20 protein-coding genes are annotated in these 19,300 nt (G+C 73.4%); 9 read left to right on the top strand and 11 right to left on the bottom strand.

What is annotated here, in order from left to right:
* The first annotated feature begins 57 nt into the window (after positions 1-57).
* Positions 58-636, top strand: a complete 579-nt coding sequence (locus ACFWRO_RS30985; protein WP_384516019.1) for a peroxiredoxin-like family protein — start codon at positions 58-60, stop codon at positions 634-636.
* A gap of 10 nt (positions 637-646) precedes the next feature.
* Here ACFWRO_RS30985 and ACFWRO_RS30980 read toward each other — a convergent pair whose 3' ends face one another.
* Genes ACFWRO_RS30980 through ACFWRO_RS30970 form a run of 3 tightly spaced genes read right to left on the bottom strand, consistent with a single transcriptional unit; the run spans position 647 to position 4,700 of the window.
* Positions 647-1,975, bottom strand: a complete 1,329-nt coding sequence (locus ACFWRO_RS30980) for an AAA domain-containing protein (RefSeq protein ID WP_384516017.1) — start codon at positions 1,973-1,975, stop codon at positions 647-649.
* Entirely contained in the window at positions 1,972-3,561 is a 1,590-nt protein-coding gene (locus tag ACFWRO_RS30975) for a hypothetical protein (RefSeq protein ID WP_384516014.1), read from the bottom strand. Before ACFWRO_RS30975 ends, ACFWRO_RS30980 begins: the two co-directional genes overlap by 4 nt.
* On the bottom strand, positions 3,552-4,700 hold the full coding sequence (locus tag ACFWRO_RS30970; RefSeq protein WP_384516012.1) for a hypothetical protein: 1,149 nt from the start codon (positions 4,698-4,700) through the stop codon (positions 3,552-3,554). Before ACFWRO_RS30970 ends, ACFWRO_RS30975 begins: the two co-directional genes overlap by 10 nt.
* 198 nt (positions 4,701-4,898) lie before the next feature.
* Here ACFWRO_RS30970 and ACFWRO_RS30965 point away from each other — a divergent pair, with 198 nt between their 5' ends.
* A complete protein-coding gene (locus ACFWRO_RS30965) occupies positions 4,899-5,492 on the top strand; it encodes a histidine phosphatase family protein (protein WP_384516009.1) in 594 nt (197 codons plus the stop codon).
* Positions 5,493-5,521: 29 nt separating this feature from the next.
* Here the strand turns inward: ACFWRO_RS30965 and ACFWRO_RS30960 are convergent, their stop codons facing one another.
* Positions 5,522-6,814 carry a tetratricopeptide repeat protein gene (locus tag ACFWRO_RS30960; protein ID WP_384516006.1) on the bottom strand — a complete coding sequence of 431 codons (1,293 nt, stop codon included), beginning with the start codon at positions 6,812-6,814 and terminating at the stop codon, positions 5,522-5,524.
* 222 nt (positions 6,815-7,036) lie between these two features.
* Here ACFWRO_RS30960 and ACFWRO_RS30955 point away from each other — a divergent pair, with 222 nt between their 5' ends.
* Both ACFWRO_RS30955 and ACFWRO_RS30950 read left to right on the top strand, forming a co-directional pair.
* Positions 7,037-7,474, top strand: a complete 438-nt coding sequence (locus tag ACFWRO_RS30955) for a hypothetical protein (protein ID WP_384516003.1) — start codon at positions 7,037-7,039, stop codon at positions 7,472-7,474.
* 55 nt (positions 7,475-7,529) lie between these two features.
* Positions 7,530-8,405, top strand: a complete 876-nt coding sequence (locus ACFWRO_RS30950; RefSeq protein WP_384516000.1) for a spermidine synthase — start codon at positions 7,530-7,532, stop codon at positions 8,403-8,405.
* A gap of 6 nt (positions 8,406-8,411) precedes the next feature.
* Here ACFWRO_RS30950 and ACFWRO_RS30945 read toward each other — a convergent pair whose 3' ends face one another.
* Positions 8,412-8,948, bottom strand: coding sequence for a hypothetical protein (locus ACFWRO_RS30945; RefSeq protein ID WP_384515997.1), 537 nt, complete (start codon positions 8,946-8,948; stop codon positions 8,412-8,414).
* Positions 8,949-9,026: 78 nt separating this feature from the next.
* On the opposite strand from ACFWRO_RS30945, the gene ACFWRO_RS30940 reads away from it, so the two are divergent.
* Positions 9,027-9,728, top strand: coding sequence for a response regulator transcription factor (locus ACFWRO_RS30940; protein WP_362011615.1), 702 nt, complete (start codon positions 9,027-9,029; stop codon positions 9,726-9,728).
* Positions 9,725-11,122: an ATP-binding protein gene (locus ACFWRO_RS30935; RefSeq protein WP_384515994.1), complete on the top strand. Its 1,398-nt coding sequence runs from the start codon at positions 9,725-9,727 to the stop codon at positions 11,120-11,122. Before ACFWRO_RS30940 ends, ACFWRO_RS30935 begins: the two co-directional genes overlap by 4 nt.
* A 104-nt stretch (positions 11,123-11,226) precedes the next feature.
* Here ACFWRO_RS30935 and ACFWRO_RS30930 read toward each other — a convergent pair whose 3' ends face one another.
* Complete coding sequence (locus ACFWRO_RS30930; RefSeq protein WP_384515991.1) at positions 11,227-12,228, bottom strand: transcriptional regulator; 1,002 nt, start codon at positions 12,226-12,228, stop codon at positions 11,227-11,229.
* Between the two features lie 207 nt (positions 12,229-12,435).
* Between ACFWRO_RS30930 and ACFWRO_RS30925 the strand changes: the two genes are divergently transcribed.
* Positions 12,436-13,062, top strand: coding sequence for a TetR family transcriptional regulator (locus tag ACFWRO_RS30925; RefSeq protein ID WP_384515988.1), 627 nt, complete (start codon positions 12,436-12,438; stop codon positions 13,060-13,062).
* A 6-nt stretch (positions 13,063-13,068) separates the two neighbouring features.
* On the opposite strand, the gene ACFWRO_RS30920 is transcribed toward ACFWRO_RS30925, so the two are convergent.
* From ACFWRO_RS30920 to ACFWRO_RS30900, 5 genes are all read right to left on the bottom strand, one after another.
* Entirely contained in the window at positions 13,069-13,842 is a 774-nt protein-coding gene (locus tag ACFWRO_RS30920) for an SDR family NAD(P)-dependent oxidoreductase (protein ID WP_384515985.1), read from the bottom strand.
* Positions 13,843-13,897: 55 nt separating this feature from the next.
* Entirely contained in the window at positions 13,898-14,803 is a 906-nt protein-coding gene (locus tag ACFWRO_RS30915; protein WP_384515983.1) for an NAD(P)H-binding protein, read from the bottom strand.
* Entirely contained in the window at positions 14,800-15,420 is a 621-nt protein-coding gene (locus tag ACFWRO_RS30910) for a ScbR family autoregulator-binding transcription factor (protein WP_384515980.1), read from the bottom strand. The genes ACFWRO_RS30915 and ACFWRO_RS30910 overlap by 4 nt, the downstream gene beginning before the upstream one ends.
* Before the next feature lie 113 nt (positions 15,421-15,533).
* The gene (locus ACFWRO_RS30905) at positions 15,534-16,103 is read right to left on the bottom strand and encodes a nitroreductase family protein (RefSeq protein ID WP_384516065.1); all 570 of its coding nucleotides are present in this window, start codon (positions 16,101-16,103) and stop codon (positions 15,534-15,536) included.
* Positions 16,104-16,238: 135 nt separating this feature from the next.
* On the bottom strand, positions 16,239-17,570 hold the full coding sequence (locus tag ACFWRO_RS30900) for an aminotransferase class V-fold PLP-dependent enzyme (protein WP_384515977.1): 1,332 nt from the start codon (positions 17,568-17,570) through the stop codon (positions 16,239-16,241).
* Between the two features lie 385 nt (positions 17,571-17,955).
* Here ACFWRO_RS30900 and ACFWRO_RS30895 point away from each other — a divergent pair, with 385 nt between their 5' ends.
* Positions 17,956-18,996 carry an NAD(P)/FAD-dependent oxidoreductase gene (locus ACFWRO_RS30895; RefSeq protein ID WP_384515974.1) on the top strand — a complete coding sequence of 347 codons (1,041 nt, stop codon included), beginning with the start codon at positions 17,956-17,958 and terminating at the stop codon, positions 18,994-18,996.
* Positions 18,993-19,292, top strand: a complete 300-nt coding sequence (locus ACFWRO_RS30890; protein WP_384515971.1) for a 2Fe-2S iron-sulfur cluster-binding protein — start codon at positions 18,993-18,995, stop codon at positions 19,290-19,292. Before ACFWRO_RS30895 ends, ACFWRO_RS30890 begins: the two co-directional genes overlap by 4 nt.
* The last annotated feature ends 8 nt before the right edge of the window (positions 19,293-19,300 follow it).

Below are 19,300 nucleotides of genomic sequence, written 5' to 3'. Positions count from 1 at the left end.
ACGCCGTACGCCTACGTGTGTGGGGGTGCGCCGTACGCCTACAAGGAGGTATCACCCGTGCTCACACCTGGCGCCCGCGTTCCCGTCAGCACGCTCGACCCGGTCCTCGGCCCCCCGGTCGCCGTCCCGGACCCCGACCCCGGGCGGCTGGTCCATCTCCAGTTCCGGCGCTTCGCCGGCTGCCCCATCTGCCACCTCCACCTGCGGTCCTTCGTCCGCCGGTACGAGGAGATCGAGGCGGCCGGGATCCGCGAGGTCGTGGTCTTCCACTCCCCGCCGGAGGAGCTCCACCCGCATCTGGACGGCCTGCCGTTCCCGGTCGTCGCCGACCCCGGCAAGCGGCTCTATGAGGCCTTCGGGGTGGAGTTCTCGCCCCGCTCACTGTTCTCCCCACGAGCCTTGGCGCCCGTGGCGCGGGCCATCGCCCTCGGCACCGGAGACATACTGCGCGGCCGTCAGCGCCCGCCGCGCCTGAGGCCGCGGGGCGGACGATTCGGCCTCCCCGCGGACTTCCTGATCGGCGCCGACGGCCGCGTGGCCGCCGTGAAGTACGGCGTCCACGCCGACGACCAGTGGCCCCTCGACGAACTCCTCACCCTGGCCACCACGACGAGGCGCCCCGCAGCGAAGCCCTGACCTCAGGGCCTCACGGCCGCCAGGACACGCGGTGTTCGGCCAGATGGGAGAGGACCGCGTGATTGGCCTCCCAGCCGTCCGGGAACTTCACCGTGACGCCCAGCTGGACCGGTTCCGTCGAGGGGTGGTCGTCCAGGAGGTCGGCGATGCCCGCGCGGCAGACGACGATGCAGGCGTGGCGGTGGCGGGAGGCCAGGACGCAGAGGCGGCCGGTCTCCAGGTGGAAGGCCGTGGCGTCCGGGCGGCCCGACAGGGGGTGGAGGACGACCGTCACGTCGTACTCGCGGCCCTGGAGGCGGTTCGCCGTGTCCACGGTCACGCCCGCGACGCCCAGCTCCGCGAGGGCCGCGCGGACCGCCGCCGCCTGATCGCGGTGGGCCGTGCCGACCGCGATCCGGTCCGGGGTCAGCGGCACCGGCTCCGGCCCCCGCTCGCTCACCGCCGCGCCGCCCCGGTCGAGGAGGCGGCGGACCACCAGTGCGACCGCGCGGACCGCCTCGGGGTCCGTGCGCGGGGTGTGCCGGGCCGGCAGTTCGAGGAGGCCCCAGCCCGACTCCGCCGCCTCGTCCAGGACCCGGTCAGGGCCCGAGCCGTCCGACGGCACCCCGAACGCCAGCCGCCGGTCACCGTGGTCCGTACCGCTGCGGAACCGGGTGTACGGGTAGAACGCGTCGGACACCAGCGGCGCCGCCGACGCCGGCAGCCGCCAGGACACCGGCAGCCGGTGCTGCGGCAGCTCCGGGTTGTGCGCCAGGAGCGTGGAGACCGCGGACGCCGACGGGTCGTACGACAGGCCCGCCCACTGCTCCGCGCCCACCACCGAGAACGGGTCCAACTGGCCCGGGTCGCCCACGAACAGCGCCCGCTCGAACAGCCCCGCCACCGCGAGCAGCGCGTCCGAGCGCATCTGGTACGCCTCGTCCACGATCGCGTGCGCCCACGGCTCGACGTTCTTCACGTGCGCCCACTTCGCGGCCGTCGAGATCGTCACCGGAAGCCCCGCCAGGTCCCCCACCTTCGCCGACTTCCGTACGTTCTCCAGGTCGTCGAGCGCCTTGTCGTACGGATCGCTGTCGTTCGAGTGCAGCCGACCCACATCCAGGCCAGGCTGCTTCTCCGCGAGCCGCAGCACCAGGTCGTCCACCTGGGCGTTCGTCTGCGCGACCACCATCAACGGGCGGCCCGCCTCGGCCAGTTCCAGCGCGGCGCGGACCACGAGCGTCGACTTGCCGGCGCCCGGCGGGGAGTCCACGACGACGCCCCGGGCGTTCCCGTGCAGGGTGTCGGCCAGGATGCCGGCGGTGGCCTTCGCGGCCTCCGCGGAGGGGTCGAACGTCACAGCAGGTCCTCCGGCGTCGGGGCGTCGGGCAGTTCGGCGGCGTCCGAGCGCGGGGGGCCGCCGTGCGTCCAGGGTGTCTCCTCCGGGTCGGGCAGCTTCGCGCCCACCCGCTGGTCGTGCTCGAAGAGCGTCCAGGCGATCCGCTCGCCCTTCTCCGGCACCGACCCCTCCGCGGGCTCCTTCGAACGGCCCATCCGGTCGGTCACCCGCAGCACGAGCGAGCCGTCCTCCTCGTACCGCACGAACTCCGCCGTCTGCGGCTTGCCTTCGAGCGAGCGGAACACCTTGACCCCCGCGCCCAGGTGCGGCCGGTCGTCCGTACGGACCGTCAGGAGCGGGCGCGGCGAGGGGCGCTTCGACTCCGACCAGGCCATCGTCACCTCCGCCACCTCCGCGACGAACGCCTCGCCCGACAGCCGCCGCCCCGCGAGCACCAGCGGATCGTCCAGGGCCTCCTGCGCCTCCAGCTGGCCCTGCGCCGACTCGCGGGCCGCCAGCTTCTGCGCCGCCGTCACCGCGTCGTCGCGGCGTGGCTGCGGCGGCTCACCGGCGAGCACGCGGTCGCGGTGGCCGGTGAACGACCAGCGGTCGCGGGTCCACCGGTCCGGCACCCGCACGCCCTCCGGCAGCTCCCGCACCAGGTCGAGCGCGCGCCACACCGCGTCCCAGGTCGGCTTCAGCTGGGAGACGATCAGCCGGCGGATCTCCCGCTCGGCGCGGTGCAGTTCGGCGAGCCGCTCGTCGGCGCTCTCGCCGTCCTCCGCCGAGGCCAGCGACTGCCGGGCCCGGTCGAAGCGCTCGATCGCGGGCGCGAGCAGCCGGTTGTCGAAGGCCGGGTCGGTCGCGGGCCCTGCGGGCGGGCAGAGCAATTGCCCGTCCCGGTCCCGGCCGAGCTCGGCGCGGAGCGCGGCCTCGGGCCCGGACGCGCCGTCGTCGGCGTCGATCCAGGCCAGGAGCGCGCCGAGGTGCTGGTCCTCCAGGGAGGACTGGCCGGTCGCCCAGTGCCGGTTCAGCAGGTCCGTCGCGGAGAGCAGCAGCGAGGAGCCCGGTACGCGGGCCCGCTCGCCGAGGTGCGTCAGCCAGCGGCCGAGCAGCGGCACGCGCGGCGGCGCGGGGAACGGCGTCTCCGGGTCCTGCTCCGCCGTCCGCCGGAACCGCATCGAGCGCCCGAGGAGCCGTACGTACTCGATGCCCGCCCGGCTCGGCACGACCAGCTGCGGCGCGTCCGCGCACAGGTCGACCTCGACCTTGACCTTCTTGCCCGTCTCCGGGTCGGTCTCGTTCCGCTCCGCCGCCTCGACGACGTCCGCGAACGAGTCGATGTACGGCAGGACTTCCTCGGCCAGGTCCGCCAGGAACGCGAACCGCAGGTCACGGTCGCGCGGCTGCGCGACGACGAGGAGCCGGGGCTCCTCCCGGTCCGTCCCCACGAGCGCGCCGAGCGGCGCGCCCGCCTCTCCCGCCGTCGTCAGCGGTACGAGGACCAGCGGCCGCTCCGACACGTGCCGGTGCCGCACCGTGGCCAGCGGCTGCGCCCGCCCGGACTCGACGGCCTCAAGGCGGGCGAGGGTGGAGATCAGCGACATGAGGAGCCTCCCGTCGCCAGCGCCTCGGCGCGCAGGGCCTGTGCGCGGCGGAGGGCCTCGACCGTCGGGTCGTCCGGGTCGTCCGGGTCGCCGTGCTCGCCGCGGGCGGCCGCCAGGACCGCGCCGACCGTCGTCAGGCTGCCCAACTCGCCCCGTACCGAACGGCCCAGGGTCTCCACCGCGCCCGCGTCCCGGGCGCGGTCGCGGCAGTGGAAGGCCAGCTCGCACGCCGAGAGGCACTCAGGGGCGTACGCGTGCGGGACGGACTCCACCGCCTCCGCCAGCTGCTCCGCCGAGCAGCTCTCCACGTCGAAGGTGACGCCCTCAGGCAGCGCGGCCGCGATGTCCTCGATCCGGGTCAGCCGGGTCAGTTGACGGCGGGTCACCGACAGCTGCTTGCGCACGTCGACGACCGAGGCCGTCGGCAGGTTGGAGAAGTCCTTCGGGCAGACGAGGAGGACGTGCGGGGCCACCTCCGCGCCCTCGGTCACCGCCGCGACCCGCTCCAGGGCCAGGACGTACACCGCGGACTGGCGGGCCGCCGCGCCCACCTTGGACGCGTCCGCCGAACCGTCGATCATCGGGAAGGACTTGATCTCCACGACCGTCCACCGGCCGTCGGGGTGCACCACGACGGCGTCGGGCTCCAGATAGGCGGGGGAGCCCGCCACCTCCAGGGCCAGCATCGGGTGGTCGAGCAGCGACCACGCCCCGGCGGCGGTCGCCTCGCGCAGCGCGAGGGCCGTGCGGGCGGCGCGGCCCTGGGGCCCGGCCGCCGTCAGGTCGGGGAGCTGGACCGCGCCGGGCTCCTCGATGCCGAGCAGCCGCAGCAGCTCGCGCCCGCCGTCCGCCTTGACCTTCGCCTCGAAGGCGTTCCCCCGCATGAACGCGAACTGCGACTGCCCGAACGCCGCCGGCGAGCCGAGCTTCGACGCGAGCGCGGTCTTGTCCACCCCCGCGCCGTCGAGCAGCGCGCGCCGCCGGCAGCCGGGGTTGGCGGCGAGCGCCGCCAGGGCGCGCGCGTCCAGCGGGCGCGGCACCACGGCCGGCCCGCGCAGCTCTGCGAGCCGCTGCCACACCCGCGGCTGTCGTGTCGTCTGCGGCGGAAGAGAGGCTCCGCCGTCGAGGGAATCGCTCACCCGCGGAAGTCTCCCATCCGCCACTGACATCCGACCGCGGTTCCCCGCGAACCGCAGGTGAGGGGCCGCCCGCAGGCCACCGGGAATTCAGGTGGGAGATGATGGAGGTACACCGAACGGGTCACCTGCCGGATCACCGACCGGGTCACCCGAGAACGTGCTCCTTACCCTGCTCCGTCGAACATTCAGGGAGCCTTCATGGCACCGCGCATCCTGCTCGCCCGGCACGGGCAGACCGAATGGTCGCTGTCCGGCCGCCACACCGGCAGGACGGACATCCCGCTCCTCGAAGAGGGCCGACGCGGCGCGAAGCTGCTCGGCGAGCGGCTGCACCGGGGGTTGTGGAACGGCCTGCCGAACGTGGTGGTCCGTACGAGTCCGCTGGTGCGCGCCCGGGAGACCTGCGACCTCGCGGGCTTCGGCGAGCGGGCCCAGGACTGGGACGCGCTGATGGAGTGGGACTACGGCGCGTACGAGGGGCTCACCCCGGCGCAGATCCACGAGCGTCAGCCGGGCTGGCTGCTGTGGCGGGACGCCGTGCCGGACGGGGAGAGCCTGGCGCAGGTCTCGGCCCGGGCCGACGAGGTCGTGGAGTGGGCGCGGTCGGAGGACCGGGACGTCCTGGTCTTCGCGCACGGACACATCCTGCGGACGCTCGGCGCGCGCTGGCTGGGTCAGGACATCTCCTTCGGGGCGAAGATCCGCCTCGACCCCACGAGCCTGTCGATCCTCGGCTGGGCCTACGGCGAGCCGGCCGTGGAGCGCTGGAACGACACGGGCCACATGGAGTAGCCCGCGCGGCCCGCCTCGGCGGAGGGCGCTCAGTGGGCGTTCGCCAGGACCTGGCTCGTCTCCGTGAGGATGCGGCGGATGCGGGAGGACTGGACGTCGCCCAGGGTGTCCACCACGCGCCGGGCCTCCGCCGACGCCTCGTCGCGGCGGCCCGCGTGGGCCAGGTTGCTCGCCAGCTGGGCGCGGTAGAGGGCCAGGTTGCGGGCGAAGTGCGGGTTCTGCAGAACGGTCGCGCGGTGGGCGTGGCGGGCCGCCCGGCCCCAGTCGCCGAGCGCCGCCCAGCAGTGGGCCTCCTGCGCCTCCAGCTCCGGTTCGCCGAAGAACGACATCCACTCGGGGTCCCGGTCGCCCGGCCCCTTGGCGAAGTGCCCGTGCGCCCGGCCGAGGGCCTGCTCGCAGGCCGACCGGTCGCCGAGCGCGGCCCAGGCCCCCGCCTCCCGAAGGGAGAGGAGGGCGAGCAGCCGGGCGGAGGCCAGCGGCTGCGCCGCCCGCAGCCCGGCCTGCGCGGCCCGGACCGCCTCGCGGTACCGTCCCGCGTCCCTGGCCAGGAACGACGTGTTGCAGAAGGCGTGCGCCTCCAGGGCGGGATCGCCCGCCACGCGCGCGGTGGCCAGGGCCTCCGCGTAGTGCGAGCGGGCGTCGTCGATGCGGCCCGAGTCGTGGGCGAGCCAGCCCACGGAGATCGCGAGCTCGCCCGCGCCCGCGTGCAGCCGGTCCTCGGTGGAGCGGCGGGCCGTCGTGCCCGCGTCGAGCAGGGCGTACGCCGCGCGCAGCGGCTGGGCGGCGGCCTTGTAGAGGCCCTCGGCGCCGTGCCGGTCGTCGAGCAGCCGGATCTGCCGTACGGCGTCCTCGACGGCGCGGACCTCGGCCTCGCCGATCCTGTGGGGCCCGCGAGGGGCGGGGATCGCGACGGCCGTGCCGCCGAATCCCATCGAGACGGCCGCCACCGTGGCGGTACCGCTCGTCATGAATGCGCGACGCAGCACGTCGCTCTCCTCATCGTTACGGGTGGTGAGGGCGGGTCCTGGCGGTGCCCCGGCCGGGACGGCGGCCGGCCTTCGGCCGCGTACCGCCTCCCGGGCCGAGAAGCCCAGGTCCGCCAGGGAGAGGCCGGGGAACATGTGCAGGAACACCCGCTCGTACGCGTAGTTGGGACAGCGGATCTCGCCCGCCTCCACGCGCCCGATGTAGCGGGCGTCGCACGCGACCTGCTCGCCGATCTCCCGTGCCGCCCGGCGGACCGTCGCGGCGAACTCCGCCGGCGAGTGCTGTCCGCGGAGCCGGCGGAAGGCGAGATTGGGAACTGCCCCTGACACCGCCATGGCCGAGCCCTCTCCTGTGCTGCCGGTGTTCCGGCGGGGCAAAACGTACCTGCTGTGACCGGTCGCTCACGCAGGGTTTTGCCATAAATCGGATATCTCGCTCGCGATCTGCCATGAACTGCCATCCTTTGCGGCGGCGTGCCGCCGTAGCCGTTGACGCGCACGGGCGTTGAACCATGTGGAGAGACGGAACGTGTCTTCTCAGGAGCGAGGAGGGGTCTCATGTTGGAGATCGGATCGCAGTCCACCGCACTGCACGCACCCACCCCGGACGCCAGTGCCCCGTGCACCGCACCCTGCGACCTGGTGACCGTTCCGGTCCGCCAGGGCCTGGAAGCCGTGGACATCCTCCGTCGCGGCGGGACCCCGGTCGTCGGCCCCGTGCTGCACGACGGCGCCTGCGACACCCTCGGCTTCCTCGTGCCGCCCGGCACGGCGGCGGCCTGGGACATGCCGGGCAGTGCGTGTACGCAGACCTCCGGGCGGGGTCTGCGGATCCCCGAACTTCCGGAGCTCCCCGAGCCCGCCGGCGACGCCCCGCGCCCGGCCGGCTGGCTGCTGCCGCCCGGGGACACCGGCGAGGTCACCGACCCGGCCGTGCTCCGCGAGGCCCTCGGCCAGGCCGCCCGCCTGATCGAGGCCGCCGACGGCTGCCACTAGCCGGCCACCGGCCCCCCGAGCCTCGTCGGGCGGGGACCTGGCGTGCGTGCCGATAATGGAGCACGTGGCAAGGAACAAGCAGCGTGAACGAGCGGCCGCGGCCGAAGCCGTCGTCGAGACCGTCGACGGCGGGCTCGCCGAGCTCATACCCGACCGGGAGCGGCCCCGCGGCTGGACGCTGCTGATCGACGGCGCCCCGCAGTCGCACGTCGACCTCGACGACCCGGCCCATCTCTCCTTCGAGTACCAGCGGCGCCTCGGCCACATCGCCGATCTCGCCGCCCCGCCGAACCGGCCCCTCCAGGTCGTCCACCTCGGCGGCGGGGCCTTCACGCTCGCCCGCTACATCGCCGCCACCCGGCCCCGCTCCACGCAGCAGATCGTCGAGCTCGACGGCCAGCTGGTCCAGCTCGTCCGCCGCGAGCTGCCCCTCGACGCGGCCGCCCGCATCCGCGTCCGCTCCACCGACGCCCGCGCCGGGCTCGCCAAGGTGCAGGACGGCTGGGCTGACCTGATCATCGCCGACGTCTTCAGCGGCGCGCGCACCCCCGCGCACCTGACCACCGCGGAGTTCCTCGCCGAGGTCCGCCGGGCCCTGAGGCCGGGCGGCTTCTACGCGGCGAACCTCGCCGACGGGCCGCCGCTGGCCCATCTGCGCGGCCAGATCGCGACCGCCGCCACCGTCTTCCCCGAACTCGCGCTGACCGCCGACCCGACCGTGCTGCGCGGCCGCCGCTTCGGCAACGCCGTGCTCCTCGCCTCCGACCGCGAGCTGCCCGTCGCCGAGCTGACCCGCCGGGTGGCGACCGACCCGCACCCCGGCCGGGTCGAACACGGCCGGGAGCTCGCCGACTTCACCGGCGGCGCGAGCCCGGTCACCGACGCGAGCGCGAAGCCCTCGCCCGTACCCCCGGCGTCGGTCTTCCGGTAGAAAACGTCAGCGGTCCTCGATCTCCACGCGGGGCGCGGTGTCGTGCCAGACGCAGAAGACCGACAGCTCGCGGCCGTCCCTGGTGAACGTGACCCGGATCCAGGTGGGTTGCTTCCACACCTGCATCTGCCAGCCCGAGGACGGGGTGGCAGAGACCAGCTCCGCCGAGCTCTCGCCGAGGTCGAAGACGACCCGGCCGCCGTCCACCGCGTAGGACTTCACGCTTCCGCCGCCCTGCGGCGGCTTCGTGGCGGGCGGCTTGGAGGGGGTGGTGGGCTTGCGCGAGGGGGTCGCGGGGGCCGAGGACGGCTTCGTGGTGGACGGGTCCGCCGACGGTGTGGCGGAGGCGGTGGGGTCCGGACCGTGCGTGGACGAGGCACGGGTCTCGTCGGTGGTCCCGGCCGGAATCGGCAGGGCGCGCGGCGGGTCGTAGACCGTACCGGCCAGTACCGTATGGACGCCCCACCAGGACAGAGTGACCGCCGCGCCCGTGGCGAGCGACCACGCCATCGCGTGAACAAGTCCTCTATGCATCCGGGCCATACTGCACCACCTTGTAGACGGCGGTCCCACAGGGTGGACCTTGCTTCGGGTTCGCCCGTATGGCGTACGGTGCGGGCCATGGCAAGTGTGCTCGTGGTCGAGGACGACCAGTTCGTGCGCTCCGCCCTCATTCGGCATCTGACCGAGGCCTCCCACACCGTACGGAGCGTCGGAACGGCCCTGGAGGCGCTGCGCGAGGTCGCCCATTTCCGTTTCGACGTGGTCATCCTGGACCTCGGACTGCCCGATCTGGACGGGTCAGAGGCGCTGAAGATGCTCCGCGGCATCACCGATGTGCCGGTGATCATCGCGACCGCGCGGGACGACGAGGCGGAGATCGTCCGGCTGCTCAACGACGGCGCGGACGACTACCTGACCAAGCCCTTCTCCGTGGAGCACCTGTCCGCGCGGATGGCCGCCGTGCTGCGGCGTTCGCGGGCGGCCGCGGGCGAGGTCCCGCCGTCGCGGGTGATCCAGGTCGGCGGCCTGTCCATCGACCCGCTGCGCCGGCAGGCGGAGCTCGACGGGGCCGGGCTCGACCTGACCCGGCGGGAGTTCGACCTGCTGGCCTTCCTGGCGGGCCGGCCCGGTGTGGTCGTGCCGCGCAAGGAGCTGCTCGCCGAGGTGTGGCAGCAGTCGTACGGGGACGATCAGACCATCGACGTACATTTGTCATGGCTGCGGCGGAAGTTGGGCGAAACGGCCGCCCGTCCCCGTTATCTGCACACCCTGCGCGGGGTGGGCGTGAAGCTCGAACCGCCCCGGGAGCAGCAGCCGTGAGATGGGCCCTCGTCAAGGTGTCGCTGGCCGTCACCGCCATGGTCGTCATCGCCTTCGCCGTACCGCTCGCTCTCGTCGTCAAGGAGATGGCCAACGACCGGGCCTTCTCCAACGCCGAGCGGCGCGCCGCCGGGCTCGCGCCCGTGCTCGCCATCACCACCGACCGCGACGAGCTCGACCGGGCCGTGGCCACCACCGAGGACGGCGCCGCCGGGCGGATGGCCGTCCATGTCCCGGCCGGCGACGAACCGGGCGCCGAGGGCCTGGAGATCGGCACCCGGCGGGCCACGGAGGAGGACCTGCGAACCACCCGCGAGCTGGGCCGGGCCACCATCGCCGAGGTGGACGGCGGCTCGGTGCTGCTCCAGCCCACCGCGCTCTCCACCGGCCAGGTCGCCGTGGTCGAACTCTTCGTCCCCGAGGGCGAGGCCACCAACGGCGTCACCACCGCCTGGCTCGTCCTCGCCGGTGTCGGCATCGCCCTGATCGTCGGCTCGGTCGCGGTCGCCGACCGGCTCGGCGTACGGATGGTCCAGCCCGCGCAGCGCCTCGCGGGCGCCGCGCACGACCTGGGCGAGGGCAAGCTCGGCGCGCGGGTCCCCGAAGAGGGGCCGCCCGAGCTGAAGTCGGCCGCGATCGCCTTCAACTCCATGGCCGACCAGGTCGTCCAGCTGCTCGCCAACGAGCGCGAGCTGGCCGCCGACCTCTCCCACCGGCTGCGCACCCCGCTGACCGTGCTCCGGCTGAACGCCGCCTCGCTCGGCTCGGGCCCCGCGGCCGACCAGACCCGGGCAGCGGTCGAGCAGTTGGAGCGCGAGGTCGACACCATCATCCGTACGGCGCGGGAGGCCAAGCCGCAGACCCAGGCGACCGGTCCGGGCGCGGGCTGCGACGCCTCCGATGTCGTACGGGACCGGATGGACTTCTGGTCCGCGCTCGCCGAGGACGAGGGCCGCAAGGTACGGGTCGCGGGCATCGACCGGCCGGTCCGCATCCCGGTCGCCCGGCCCGAACTCGTCGCCGCGCTCGACGCGCTGCTCGGCAACGTCTTCCGGCACACCCCGGAGGGGACGGCGTTCTCGGTGGACGTCCACAACGGCGACGACGCGGTCATCGTGCTCGTCTCCGACGCGGGGCCCGGCATCGCCGACCCGGCCGCCGCGCTGACGCGCGGCAACAGCGGCCGGCAGGCCGGCTCGACCGGTCTCGGCCTGGACATCGTCCGGCAGATGGCGGAGGCCACCGGCGGTGACGTCGCTATCGGGCACTCGGTGCTCGGCGGTACGGAGGTCCGGATATGGATCGGTCTGGACGGGCGCCGCTCCGGCGACACGGGCGGCCGGCGCGGCCAGCGGGGCCGCCGCAAGAAGCCGGCCGCGCAGCGCGCCCGGTGACCGGAGGGGCTCCGCCCCGTACGGCCTAGGGCCTGTCCGGCGGATCAGGGTCGGATAGGCCGTGCCAGGCGTCGCGGCCCCGGCCATGATCCGCCGGACAGGCCCTAGTGCTCCACCATGTCGCCCAGGGCGCGGTCGAGGTCGCTGGCGAAGCGCTGCCATTCCCGGGCGTAGGAGTTGGCCAGGTCGGCGACCGCGACGGCGCAGTGCACCGGCACCGCGGCCATCAGCTGCTGCCCGGCTTCGAGATCCGGTGCGCGCTTGTTCAGCCAGCGCAGCAAGGCGCGCCCGGACTCGGTGAACCGGAGCGAGGGGTCCTTCGCCAGGGTCTCGATGCGCTGCTCGCGCAGGTCGCCCGCCGGCGGCCCGGCGGGCCGCTCGCAGCGGCCTGCCTCGCGTACGAGGCCGGGGCCCGGCGGCGGTGGCGGGGCCTGCTCGTCTCGGCGTAGCCGCTGCCGGATCGCGCCCGCGGTGCTGATGGACACGCCCGCGCTGGCGGCGACCTCGCTGAGCGTGGCGCCGGGGTGTTCGGCGAGGAAGGCGACGGCCACCTCGCGGCGCCGGGCCGCGTCGAGCGGGCGGGCGCGGCCGTCCGCCCCGACCCGGAGCTCCGGCTGCGCGACCTCCTCGGTCGACGTACGGCGGACGGCGCTCACGGTCTTGGGCGAGAGGCCGGCGATGCGCGCGATCGCGCGGTCCGACAGATCGGGGTGCGAGGTCAGGATCCGCCCTGCGGCGGCCTTGCGGTCCTTGAGCGTCAGGGGCAGGCCGTGGGAGACGTTGGCCGACACGGAGTGGATGAAGACCTCGCCGGCCGGTCCTTCCAGGAACCGGACCGGGATCTCCGTCTCGCCCCGGAGCCGGGCGGCGTGGAGGCGGTGCATTCCGTCGACCACGCGCATGGTGCCCCGGTGCACCAGGACCGGCTCGATGGCGCGCTGCGCGAGCACCTCGACGTGCTCCCGGCTCAACCCGCCGAGGCGGGGCGAGTCGGCGGCCAGCAGGGAGTCCGTCGGTACCAGGTGGACGTCCGAACACGCGCCGCCCCCGGTCATGGCCTCAAGATCACTGTCCGTCGCCTCTAATACGTCCCTCAATTCCTCCACCACCCTTTCCTCACGCGAGCGCATGGGCATGACAGCCCGCCGCGAGGCCGCGGCGGGGCACGGTTCCGGGCACGGTTCGACCATAACAAAAATAGCGTTCTTTATGTTCTGTAGAGTGGGCAAACACCTCCCCAACTCGCGGGGAGACGCCGGTCGTTCGGATCGACACCAGGGGGCCAGCCGAAACATGACAGAGGGATCGACAACGTGGCGCAGACACGAGCCGCGCTCACCCGAAGCCGGGTACTATCCGCCGCCGCCCTGGAGCTCGCCCGGTACGGCTACGCCGGCACGTCGCTGGCGCGCATCGCCTCGCAGGCCGGGGTGACGCAAGGGGCGCTCACCTTCCACTTCCCGACCAAACCCGAACTGGCCCGGGGCGTCTACGAGGAGGGTGCGACCGCCACGCGCACGGCCGTCGAACGCGCCCTGGAGCGCTCGCCGCTGCCGCTGCAGAACATCATCGACCTCACCCATGAGGTGGCCCGGCTGCTGCGCTCCGACACCGCCGTGCAGGCGGCCGCACGGCTCAGCCGCGAGACCGCCTGGACGGGGTGTTTCTGGCACCGGCTCTGGCTCGCCGAGGTCGAACGCCTCGCCGACCGGGCGTACGCGCGGGGGGAGTTGGCCGAGAGCTGTACGGCGGGGCTGCTGTGCTCCCTGGTGGTGTGCATGCTCGCCCGGTTCGACAGCCCCTCGGTCCCCACGACCGGCACGGTACGCGAAGACCTCGAAGCCCTCGCGCAGTTGTGGTGCCTGGCGCTCGGCGCGGTGGCCGCGACCCGCCCTCCCGGCCTGCTGCCGGGCGGAAGCCCCGACGGAAGTCAGGGCTGAGGGGAGTCACCGCGCCGTCCAGCCTCCGTCCACCGGGACCGCGGCCCCGGTGGTGAACGAGGAGCGGTCGGAGCAGAGCCACAGCGCGGCCTGCGCCACCTCGGAGGGGTCGGCCAGGCGGCGCTGGATGGCGCGGCTGGTGAACGGCTCGTACAGCGAGGGCGTACGGGTGAGGACCTCGTCCATCAGCTCGGTGCGGGTGCTCCCCACCACCAGGGCGTTGACCCGGATGCCGTGCGGACCGTACTCGTCGGCGGCGGCCCGGGTGAGGCCGAGCACGGCGTGCTTGGCCGCGATGTAGGGGGCGGCGGTGCCGGTGGCGCGCAGGCCCGCGACGCTGGAGGTGTTGACGATGGCGCCGCGGGTTCCGGATTCGAGCATCGCGCCGATCTGGGCGCGGAGGCAGTTCCACACACCACGGACGTTGACGTCCATGATCCGGTCGTAGTCGGCGTCGTCCGTCTTGTGCAGGGGGGTGCCCGAGGAGGCCCAACCGGCGTTGTTGAAGGCCGCGTCGAGCCCGCCGTAGGTGTCCAGGGCCCGGTCGACGGCGCGCTGGACGGCGTCGGCGTCGGTGACGTCGGCCGGTACGCAGAGGGCTTCGGCGCCGGTCTCGCGGATGAGCCGGGCGTGGTGTGCGAGCCGGTCCTCGCGCCGCGCCACGAGGACCACGGCCGCGCCTTCGGCGGCGAAGGCGTGCGCGGCGGCGGCGCCGATGCCGCTGGACGCGCCGGTGATCATGACGGTCCTGCCGTGGAGGAGCGGGGTGGGTGAGGCCACGGCACGGGGTCCAATCGACGGGCGGGCAGGGCGGGGGCTTTCCGTACGAGAGGCCCTACGCGCCGACGTGGGTGAGGAAGGCCGGCGCGTGCTCGGTCGCCCACGTGCGGAACGGCCGGGGCGCGTGGCCCGTCGCCTCGCGCACCCCGTCCGTCACGGCGGCCTTGGACCCGCGGTTCTGCCGCTCGGCGCTGAGCGTGCGCGCGTCCACCAGGATCTCGGGCATGCGGCGGCGCCACTCCTGGCGGGCCTGGTCAAGGGAGATCTCCTCGAAGACCAGCGGCCGGCCCAGGACCTCGGACAGGGTGGCGGTCTTCTCCCGGGCGGAGATCGCGCGCGGCCCGGTGAGCGCGTACGTACGCCCGACGTGGCCGGTGCCCGTCAGCGCCTGGACGGCGGCGTCGGCGATGTCGGCCGGGTCGACACAGGAGTTGAGGGAGTCTCCGTGGAGACCGCGCACGATGCCGTGCCGGGCGATGCCGTCCCGCCAGTCCAGGGCGTGCGACATGAAGGAGCGGGGCCGCAGCAGGGTCCACGGAAGGCCGCTCGCCCGCAGCCGCTCCTCGTTCTCGCGCTGCCGGCGGGTGATGACGTCGTCGGCGTCCGGATCGGTCACGGCCTGGGCGGACAGCTTGACGACGTGCGGGGTGCCGGCCGCGGCGGCGGCGTGGAGGAGGTTGATGTCGTGCTCGGGGCTCAGCGGGTCGTTGGTGATCAGGAGCAGCGCGTCCGCCCCGCGCAGGGCGGGCCGGAGCGTGCCGGGGGAGGCGAAGTCCGCGCCGACGAGCCGGCCGGGCAGGCCCAGGGCGGCCGCCTTCGCCGGGTCTCTGGTCAGCAGGGCCACGTCGTACGTTCCCGCCGCGGCCAGCCGCACCGCGGTGAGCCGGCCGACCGTTCCGGTGGCGCCGGCGAGGACGATACGGCGGGCCGGTTCCTGCGGTCCGGGGGGAGAGTCGTTCATGGGGCCCTTCCGAGGTCGGGGTCGACAACGACGGTGGCGGCGCCGGGTGCCGCGATGCCCGGCAGCAGCAGCCGCCACATGGAGCAGGTGCGCTCGGTCAGGTCCGCCCGGCCGGTGACCAGTTGGGAGTAGAGCTGTACGCCCGTACAGGCGCCGACGACGAACTGGGCGACCTCCTCGGGCGAGACGCCCTCGCGGAGGCTCCCGTCGGCGCGGGCCACTTCGAGGTGGCCGACCATGATGTCCTTCCAGCCCTCGAAGGAGTCGCTGTCGCGCATGCCGAAGCGGCTCTGCTCGACGGCCAGCCGGACACCGGCGCGCAGCATCGGGTCGGTCTGCAGCCGGTGGGCCCAGACCAGCGTGATGTCGACCAGGCGCTGGAGTCCGCTGGACTCCAGGAGCGGCTCGATCACATAGGGCTGGGCGTTCATCACCTCGTGGGCCAGGTCCTGCTTCGAGGGGAAGTGGAAGTAGAGCGCGCCGAGCGTGACGCCCGCCCGCTTGACGATGCGGGTGACGCTCGCGCCTTCGTAGCCCTCCTCGTCGAAGAGCTCCGCCGCCGCCTTGATGATCAGGTTGCGCGTGCGGACGGCTCGCTCCTGCTTCAGATCAGTCACCCGTGCGTCCGATCACCCTCGTCGACTCACTCTCGACTCGCCCCCGACATCGCTCTCGGCTCGCTCTCGAAAGGAAACCGAACGTATTTTATGTTAGCGCGAGTGACGGAGTCTCAGGGGGTGAACACGGAGATCCGGTCGGTCACGTCCTCGGGCACCCGTCGCTGCGAGGCCCTGCTGCGCGGCGGGGTGCCGATGCACAGCCAGCCCAGCAGGCGTTCCTCCTCGCGCAGGCCGAGGACGCGGCGGATCCGGCCGGACTTGGTGAACGCGCCGGTGCGCCAGACGCTGCCGAAGCCGCGGGCGTGCAGCAGCAGGGTCAGGGAGTCGGTCATCGCGCTGGTGGCGGCGAGCTGCTCCCACTCGGGGACCGGCGGACCGCCCCGGCCGGTCCGGTCGTGCGGCACGGGGGAGAAGACCAGCGTGGCGAGGAGCGGCGCGCCCTGGATCTCCTCCAGCCACTCCGGCCCCGGCCCGGGCCCCGTGGGGCCCGCGCTCTCGTCGGCGAGGCAGCGCTCCAGGGCGGCGCGGCCCTCGTCGCGTATCAGGATCAACCGCCAGGGCCGCAGGCCGCCGTGGTCGGGGGCGGTGGCGGCGGCGCGCAGGAGATACGCGAACTCCTGGTCGTTCGGGGCGGGTTCGACGAGGTGCTGTTCGCTGCGGCGGGACAGCACGGCCGTCATGACATCCACGGGTGTTCCTCCTCTGCGTTCTCGGGCGTCGCGACGGTCGTGCCGGCCTCACCGCGCGGCCTCACGGGGCGGCCTCACCGCGCGGCCTCACGGGGCCGTCTCACGGGGCGGTCTCACCGGGCGGCCTCACGCCAGGGACCGGACGACCCTCAGCGCCCTGTCCACGTCCTTCGGGAAGTTGACGATCCCGGCCGACAGGCGCACGTGCGGGACCGCGTACGGGGTGCCGCTGGCGATGACCCGGTGGTCGCGGAAGATCTGCACGACGTCCTGCGGCTTGTAGCCCTCCACGTCGAAGATGACGAAGCCCGCGGAGCGCCCGGCGTCGACCGGCGTGTGCAGCGTGACGTGCTTCATGCGGGCCAGACCCTCCTTGATCTGCCCGTTCAGCTCGGCGATCCGGCCGTGCACCCGCCCGCGGCCGATCTGCCGGTGGAAGCGGAACGCCTCGACGACGGCCCACTGGTGCTCGTACGCGAAGAAGCCGCCCGGGCTGACCCACGCGGCCTGCGTCGGGCCGGCCGGCGGGCGTTCCTGCCGCCAGGCGTCGGTGGTCTCCTTCGCCATCAGGCTGGGGATCGTCGGCCGCAGGAGCGCCCAGCTCTCCGGCTTGCCCCAGATGATCCCGGTGCCGTGCGGACCGAGGATCCACTTGTGTGTCCCCGCGGCGAAGAAGTCGCAGCCCATCTTCGCGACGTCCTCGTCCACCACGCCGAAGCCGTGGACCCCGTCCACCACCAGCAGGACGCGGTCCGCCTCGTCGCGATGGCGGTTCAGCTCCTTGATGGCGGCCGCGAGCGGGGCGATCGGCAGCCGCACGCCGGTGCCGGAGTGGACCCAGGTGACGCCGACGACCCGGGTGTGCGGGCGGATCGCGGCGCGGATCCGCGCCACGGCCTCGTCGGCCGAGAAGTTGAGCGACGATTCGTAGAGAGGGATCTTCCGCATGCTCCCGCCCCACTTCTCGACGGCGAGCCGAATCGATTCGTGGTGCGGATAGAACTCGTGCGTGGTGGTCAGCACCTCCTGGCCGGGCTTCAGCCGCAGGCCGTTGTAGATGAGGGCGAGCCCCATGGTGGTGCTGCTGGTGAGGGCGATCTCCTCGGGCTTCCCGCCGACGTATTCGGCGGCGGCCGCGCATACGTCACGCCACAGCTTGTCCTCGTCGCGCTGGAACATGTTGTCGTCGAGGAAACTGTACGGATTCTCGTCGAACGCCTTGCGGTATTTGCTGATCGCCTCACGTACCGGAGCCGGGTTCGAGGCGAAATAGAAGTTCGACAGATGCGCGTACTCGGGCGCGAGCAGGAACTGCGCGCGGACGGATTTCCAGTCGTGCGGCCGGAAGGGCTCGGGAGTCGCCTCCTGTGCGGCGGCGGCCTTTCCCAGCGGGCCCAACGACAGCGCGGAAGCCGCGATACCGGAACCGGCCAGAATCCTGCGGCGCGAAAGAGACACGATCACTCCATGGGGTGGGGTGGATTGTGCGATGCCGGACAGGAAAGAGTGAAGGATCGTCGTCCTGTTCCGTCAAGTCCGGGCCGGTTCCGGGCCGTTTCCGCGCCGGAGGGCCGCCCGTCGCGGGCTTCGACGGCTTAGGCGGCTTCGACTGAGGAAGTTCCACACTCGGAACTCGGGCCCGTACGGTCCGCGGGCCGGCCGCCGCTTCCGGTCGTCCGGCGGCGGGAGTGCGGAGTTCCGACCCCATTCGTTGACGGTCCATCTCGGGCCGCTCAATGATGAATTCGAACTCGCCGGAGTGAATTCCCTCCGGCCGAAGAATCCGAACTATGTGAATGGCAGAGCTGTTTCCATCGGACGTTGGAAGGGCCTGGGGTTCAGAATGCATCAAGCGAGCGCGGACGTGGCCGTCGTAGGAGCGGGTCCGGCCGGCCTGTACGCCGCCTACTGCGCGGGATTCCGAGGGCTTTCCAGCGTGATCGTCGACGCGCTGCCCGAGCCGGGCGGCCAGATCGCGGCCCTCTACCCGGAGAAGAAGATCCATGACGTCGCCGGCCATGTCGCCGTACGTGGACGGGAGTTGATCGAGCGCCTGGTCGCCCAGGCCGCGCCGTTCGACCCGCGCTACCTGCTCGGCAGGACCGCGGCCACCCTGACCAGGGACGCGCATGGGACGGGCTGGGAGATCGGCCTGGAGGGCGGCGGGCGGGTGCGGGCCGGCGCCGTCGTGATCGCGGCCGGACTCGGCCGCTCCGTCCCGCGCACGCTGCCCTGTCTGCGACCGTACGAAGGGCGGGGCGTCGCCCACCACGTGCCGCGCCTCGACGAACACCGGGACCGTGACGTGGTGATCGTCGGCGGCGGCGACAGCGCGGTCGACTGGGCGCTCGCCCTCGCGCCGATCGCCCGCTCCGTCACCGTCGTCCACCGCCGCTCGGCCTTCCGCGCCCACGAGCACGGCGTCAGGCAGCTGTACGCGGCCGACGTACGCGTGCTGACCGACGCACAGGTGACGGCCTGTCATGGCGTACGGCAGCTGGAGGAGGTACGTGTCAAGGCGGGCGAGGAGGAGCTGCGGCTGCCCGCCCAGGCCCTCGTCGGCGCCCTGGGCTTCCTCACCAGCCTCGGCCCGGTCGCCGACTGGGGGCTCAAGGTGGAGAACCGGCTGATCGCGGTCGACCGGGCGATGCGGACGAACCTGCCGCGCGTGTACGCGGTCGGCGACATCTGCGCGTACGAGGGCCGCGTCCCGCTCATCTCGGTGGGCCTCGGCGAGGCGGCGACCGCGGCGAACCACGCGGCGGTCGAGCTGCGCCCCGGCTCCCGCCTGGCGCCCGAGCACTCCACCGACCATTCCACCGGCCACTCCAAAGACCACGCCTCAGACCACTCCACCGACCTCGACGCCGTGCCGGTGCCATGACCCTGAGGAAACTGACGATCCTCCCGACCGGAACCGAGATCCTGCTGCCCGCCGGATCCCCCCTCACCGAAGTCGAGTACGAGACCCCGCAGCGGCTCATCCCGTTCGGATGCCGCTCCGGCGCGTGCGGCGCGTGCGTCGTCGAGGTCCTGGAGGGCTTCGACGCCCTCGGCGCCCCCGACGACGACGAGCTCGACTTCCTCGAAGACCTCGGCCGGACCGGCGGCGACCACCGTCTGGCCTGCCAGTGCCGGCTGCGGGGCGACGCGACCATCCGCGTCGTCGACGACATCTGAACCGCTCG

Origin of the sequence: Streptomyces sp. NPDC058579 (genome assembly GCF_042718575.1) — a bacterium.
In the GTDB taxonomy this organism is placed as follows: Bacteria; Actinomycetota; Actinomycetes; order Streptomycetales; family Streptomycetaceae; genus Streptomyces.
The sequence above is the reverse complement of the archived record's forward strand: the minus strand, read 5'-3'. Positions and strand labels throughout refer to the sequence as shown.

Bases quoted from the DNA above. Each gene is read 5' to 3' on its own strand.
- ACFWRO_RS30895 (WP_384515974.1), top strand. From the start codon at position 17,956: ATGCATCAAGCGAGCGCGGACGTGGCCGTCGTAGGAGCGGGTCCGGCC.
- ACFWRO_RS30965 (WP_384516009.1), top strand. From the start codon at position 4,899: ATGGCACCGCGCATCCTGCTCGCCCGGCACGGGCAGACCGAATGGTCG.
- ACFWRO_RS30915 (WP_384515983.1), bottom strand. From the start codon at position 14,803: ATGAACGACTCTCCCCCCGGACCGCAGGAACCGGCCCGCCGTATCGTC.
- ACFWRO_RS30905 (WP_384516065.1), bottom strand. From the start codon at position 16,103: ATGACGGCCGTGCTGTCCCGCCGCAGCGAACAGCACCTCGTCGAACCC.
- ACFWRO_RS30945 (WP_384515997.1), bottom strand. From the start codon at position 8,948: ATGGCCCGGATGCATAGAGGACTTGTTCACGCGATGGCGTGGTCGCTC.
- ACFWRO_RS30975 (WP_384516014.1), bottom strand. From the start codon at position 3,561: ATGTCGCTGATCTCCACCCTCGCCCGCCTTGAGGCCGTCGAGTCCGGG.
- ACFWRO_RS30940 (WP_362011615.1), top strand. From the start codon at position 9,027: ATGGCAAGTGTGCTCGTGGTCGAGGACGACCAGTTCGTGCGCTCCGCC.
- ACFWRO_RS30955 (WP_384516003.1), top strand. From the start codon at position 7,037: ATGTTGGAGATCGGATCGCAGTCCACCGCACTGCACGCACCCACCCCG.
- ACFWRO_RS30960 (WP_384516006.1), bottom strand. From the start codon at position 6,814: ATGGCGGTGTCAGGGGCAGTTCCCAATCTCGCCTTCCGCCGGCTCCGC.
- ACFWRO_RS30950 (WP_384516000.1), top strand. From the start codon at position 7,530: ATGGAGCACGTGGCAAGGAACAAGCAGCGTGAACGAGCGGCCGCGGCC.
- ACFWRO_RS30890 (WP_384515971.1), top strand. From the start codon at position 18,993: ATGACCCTGAGGAAACTGACGATCCTCCCGACCGGAACCGAGATCCTG.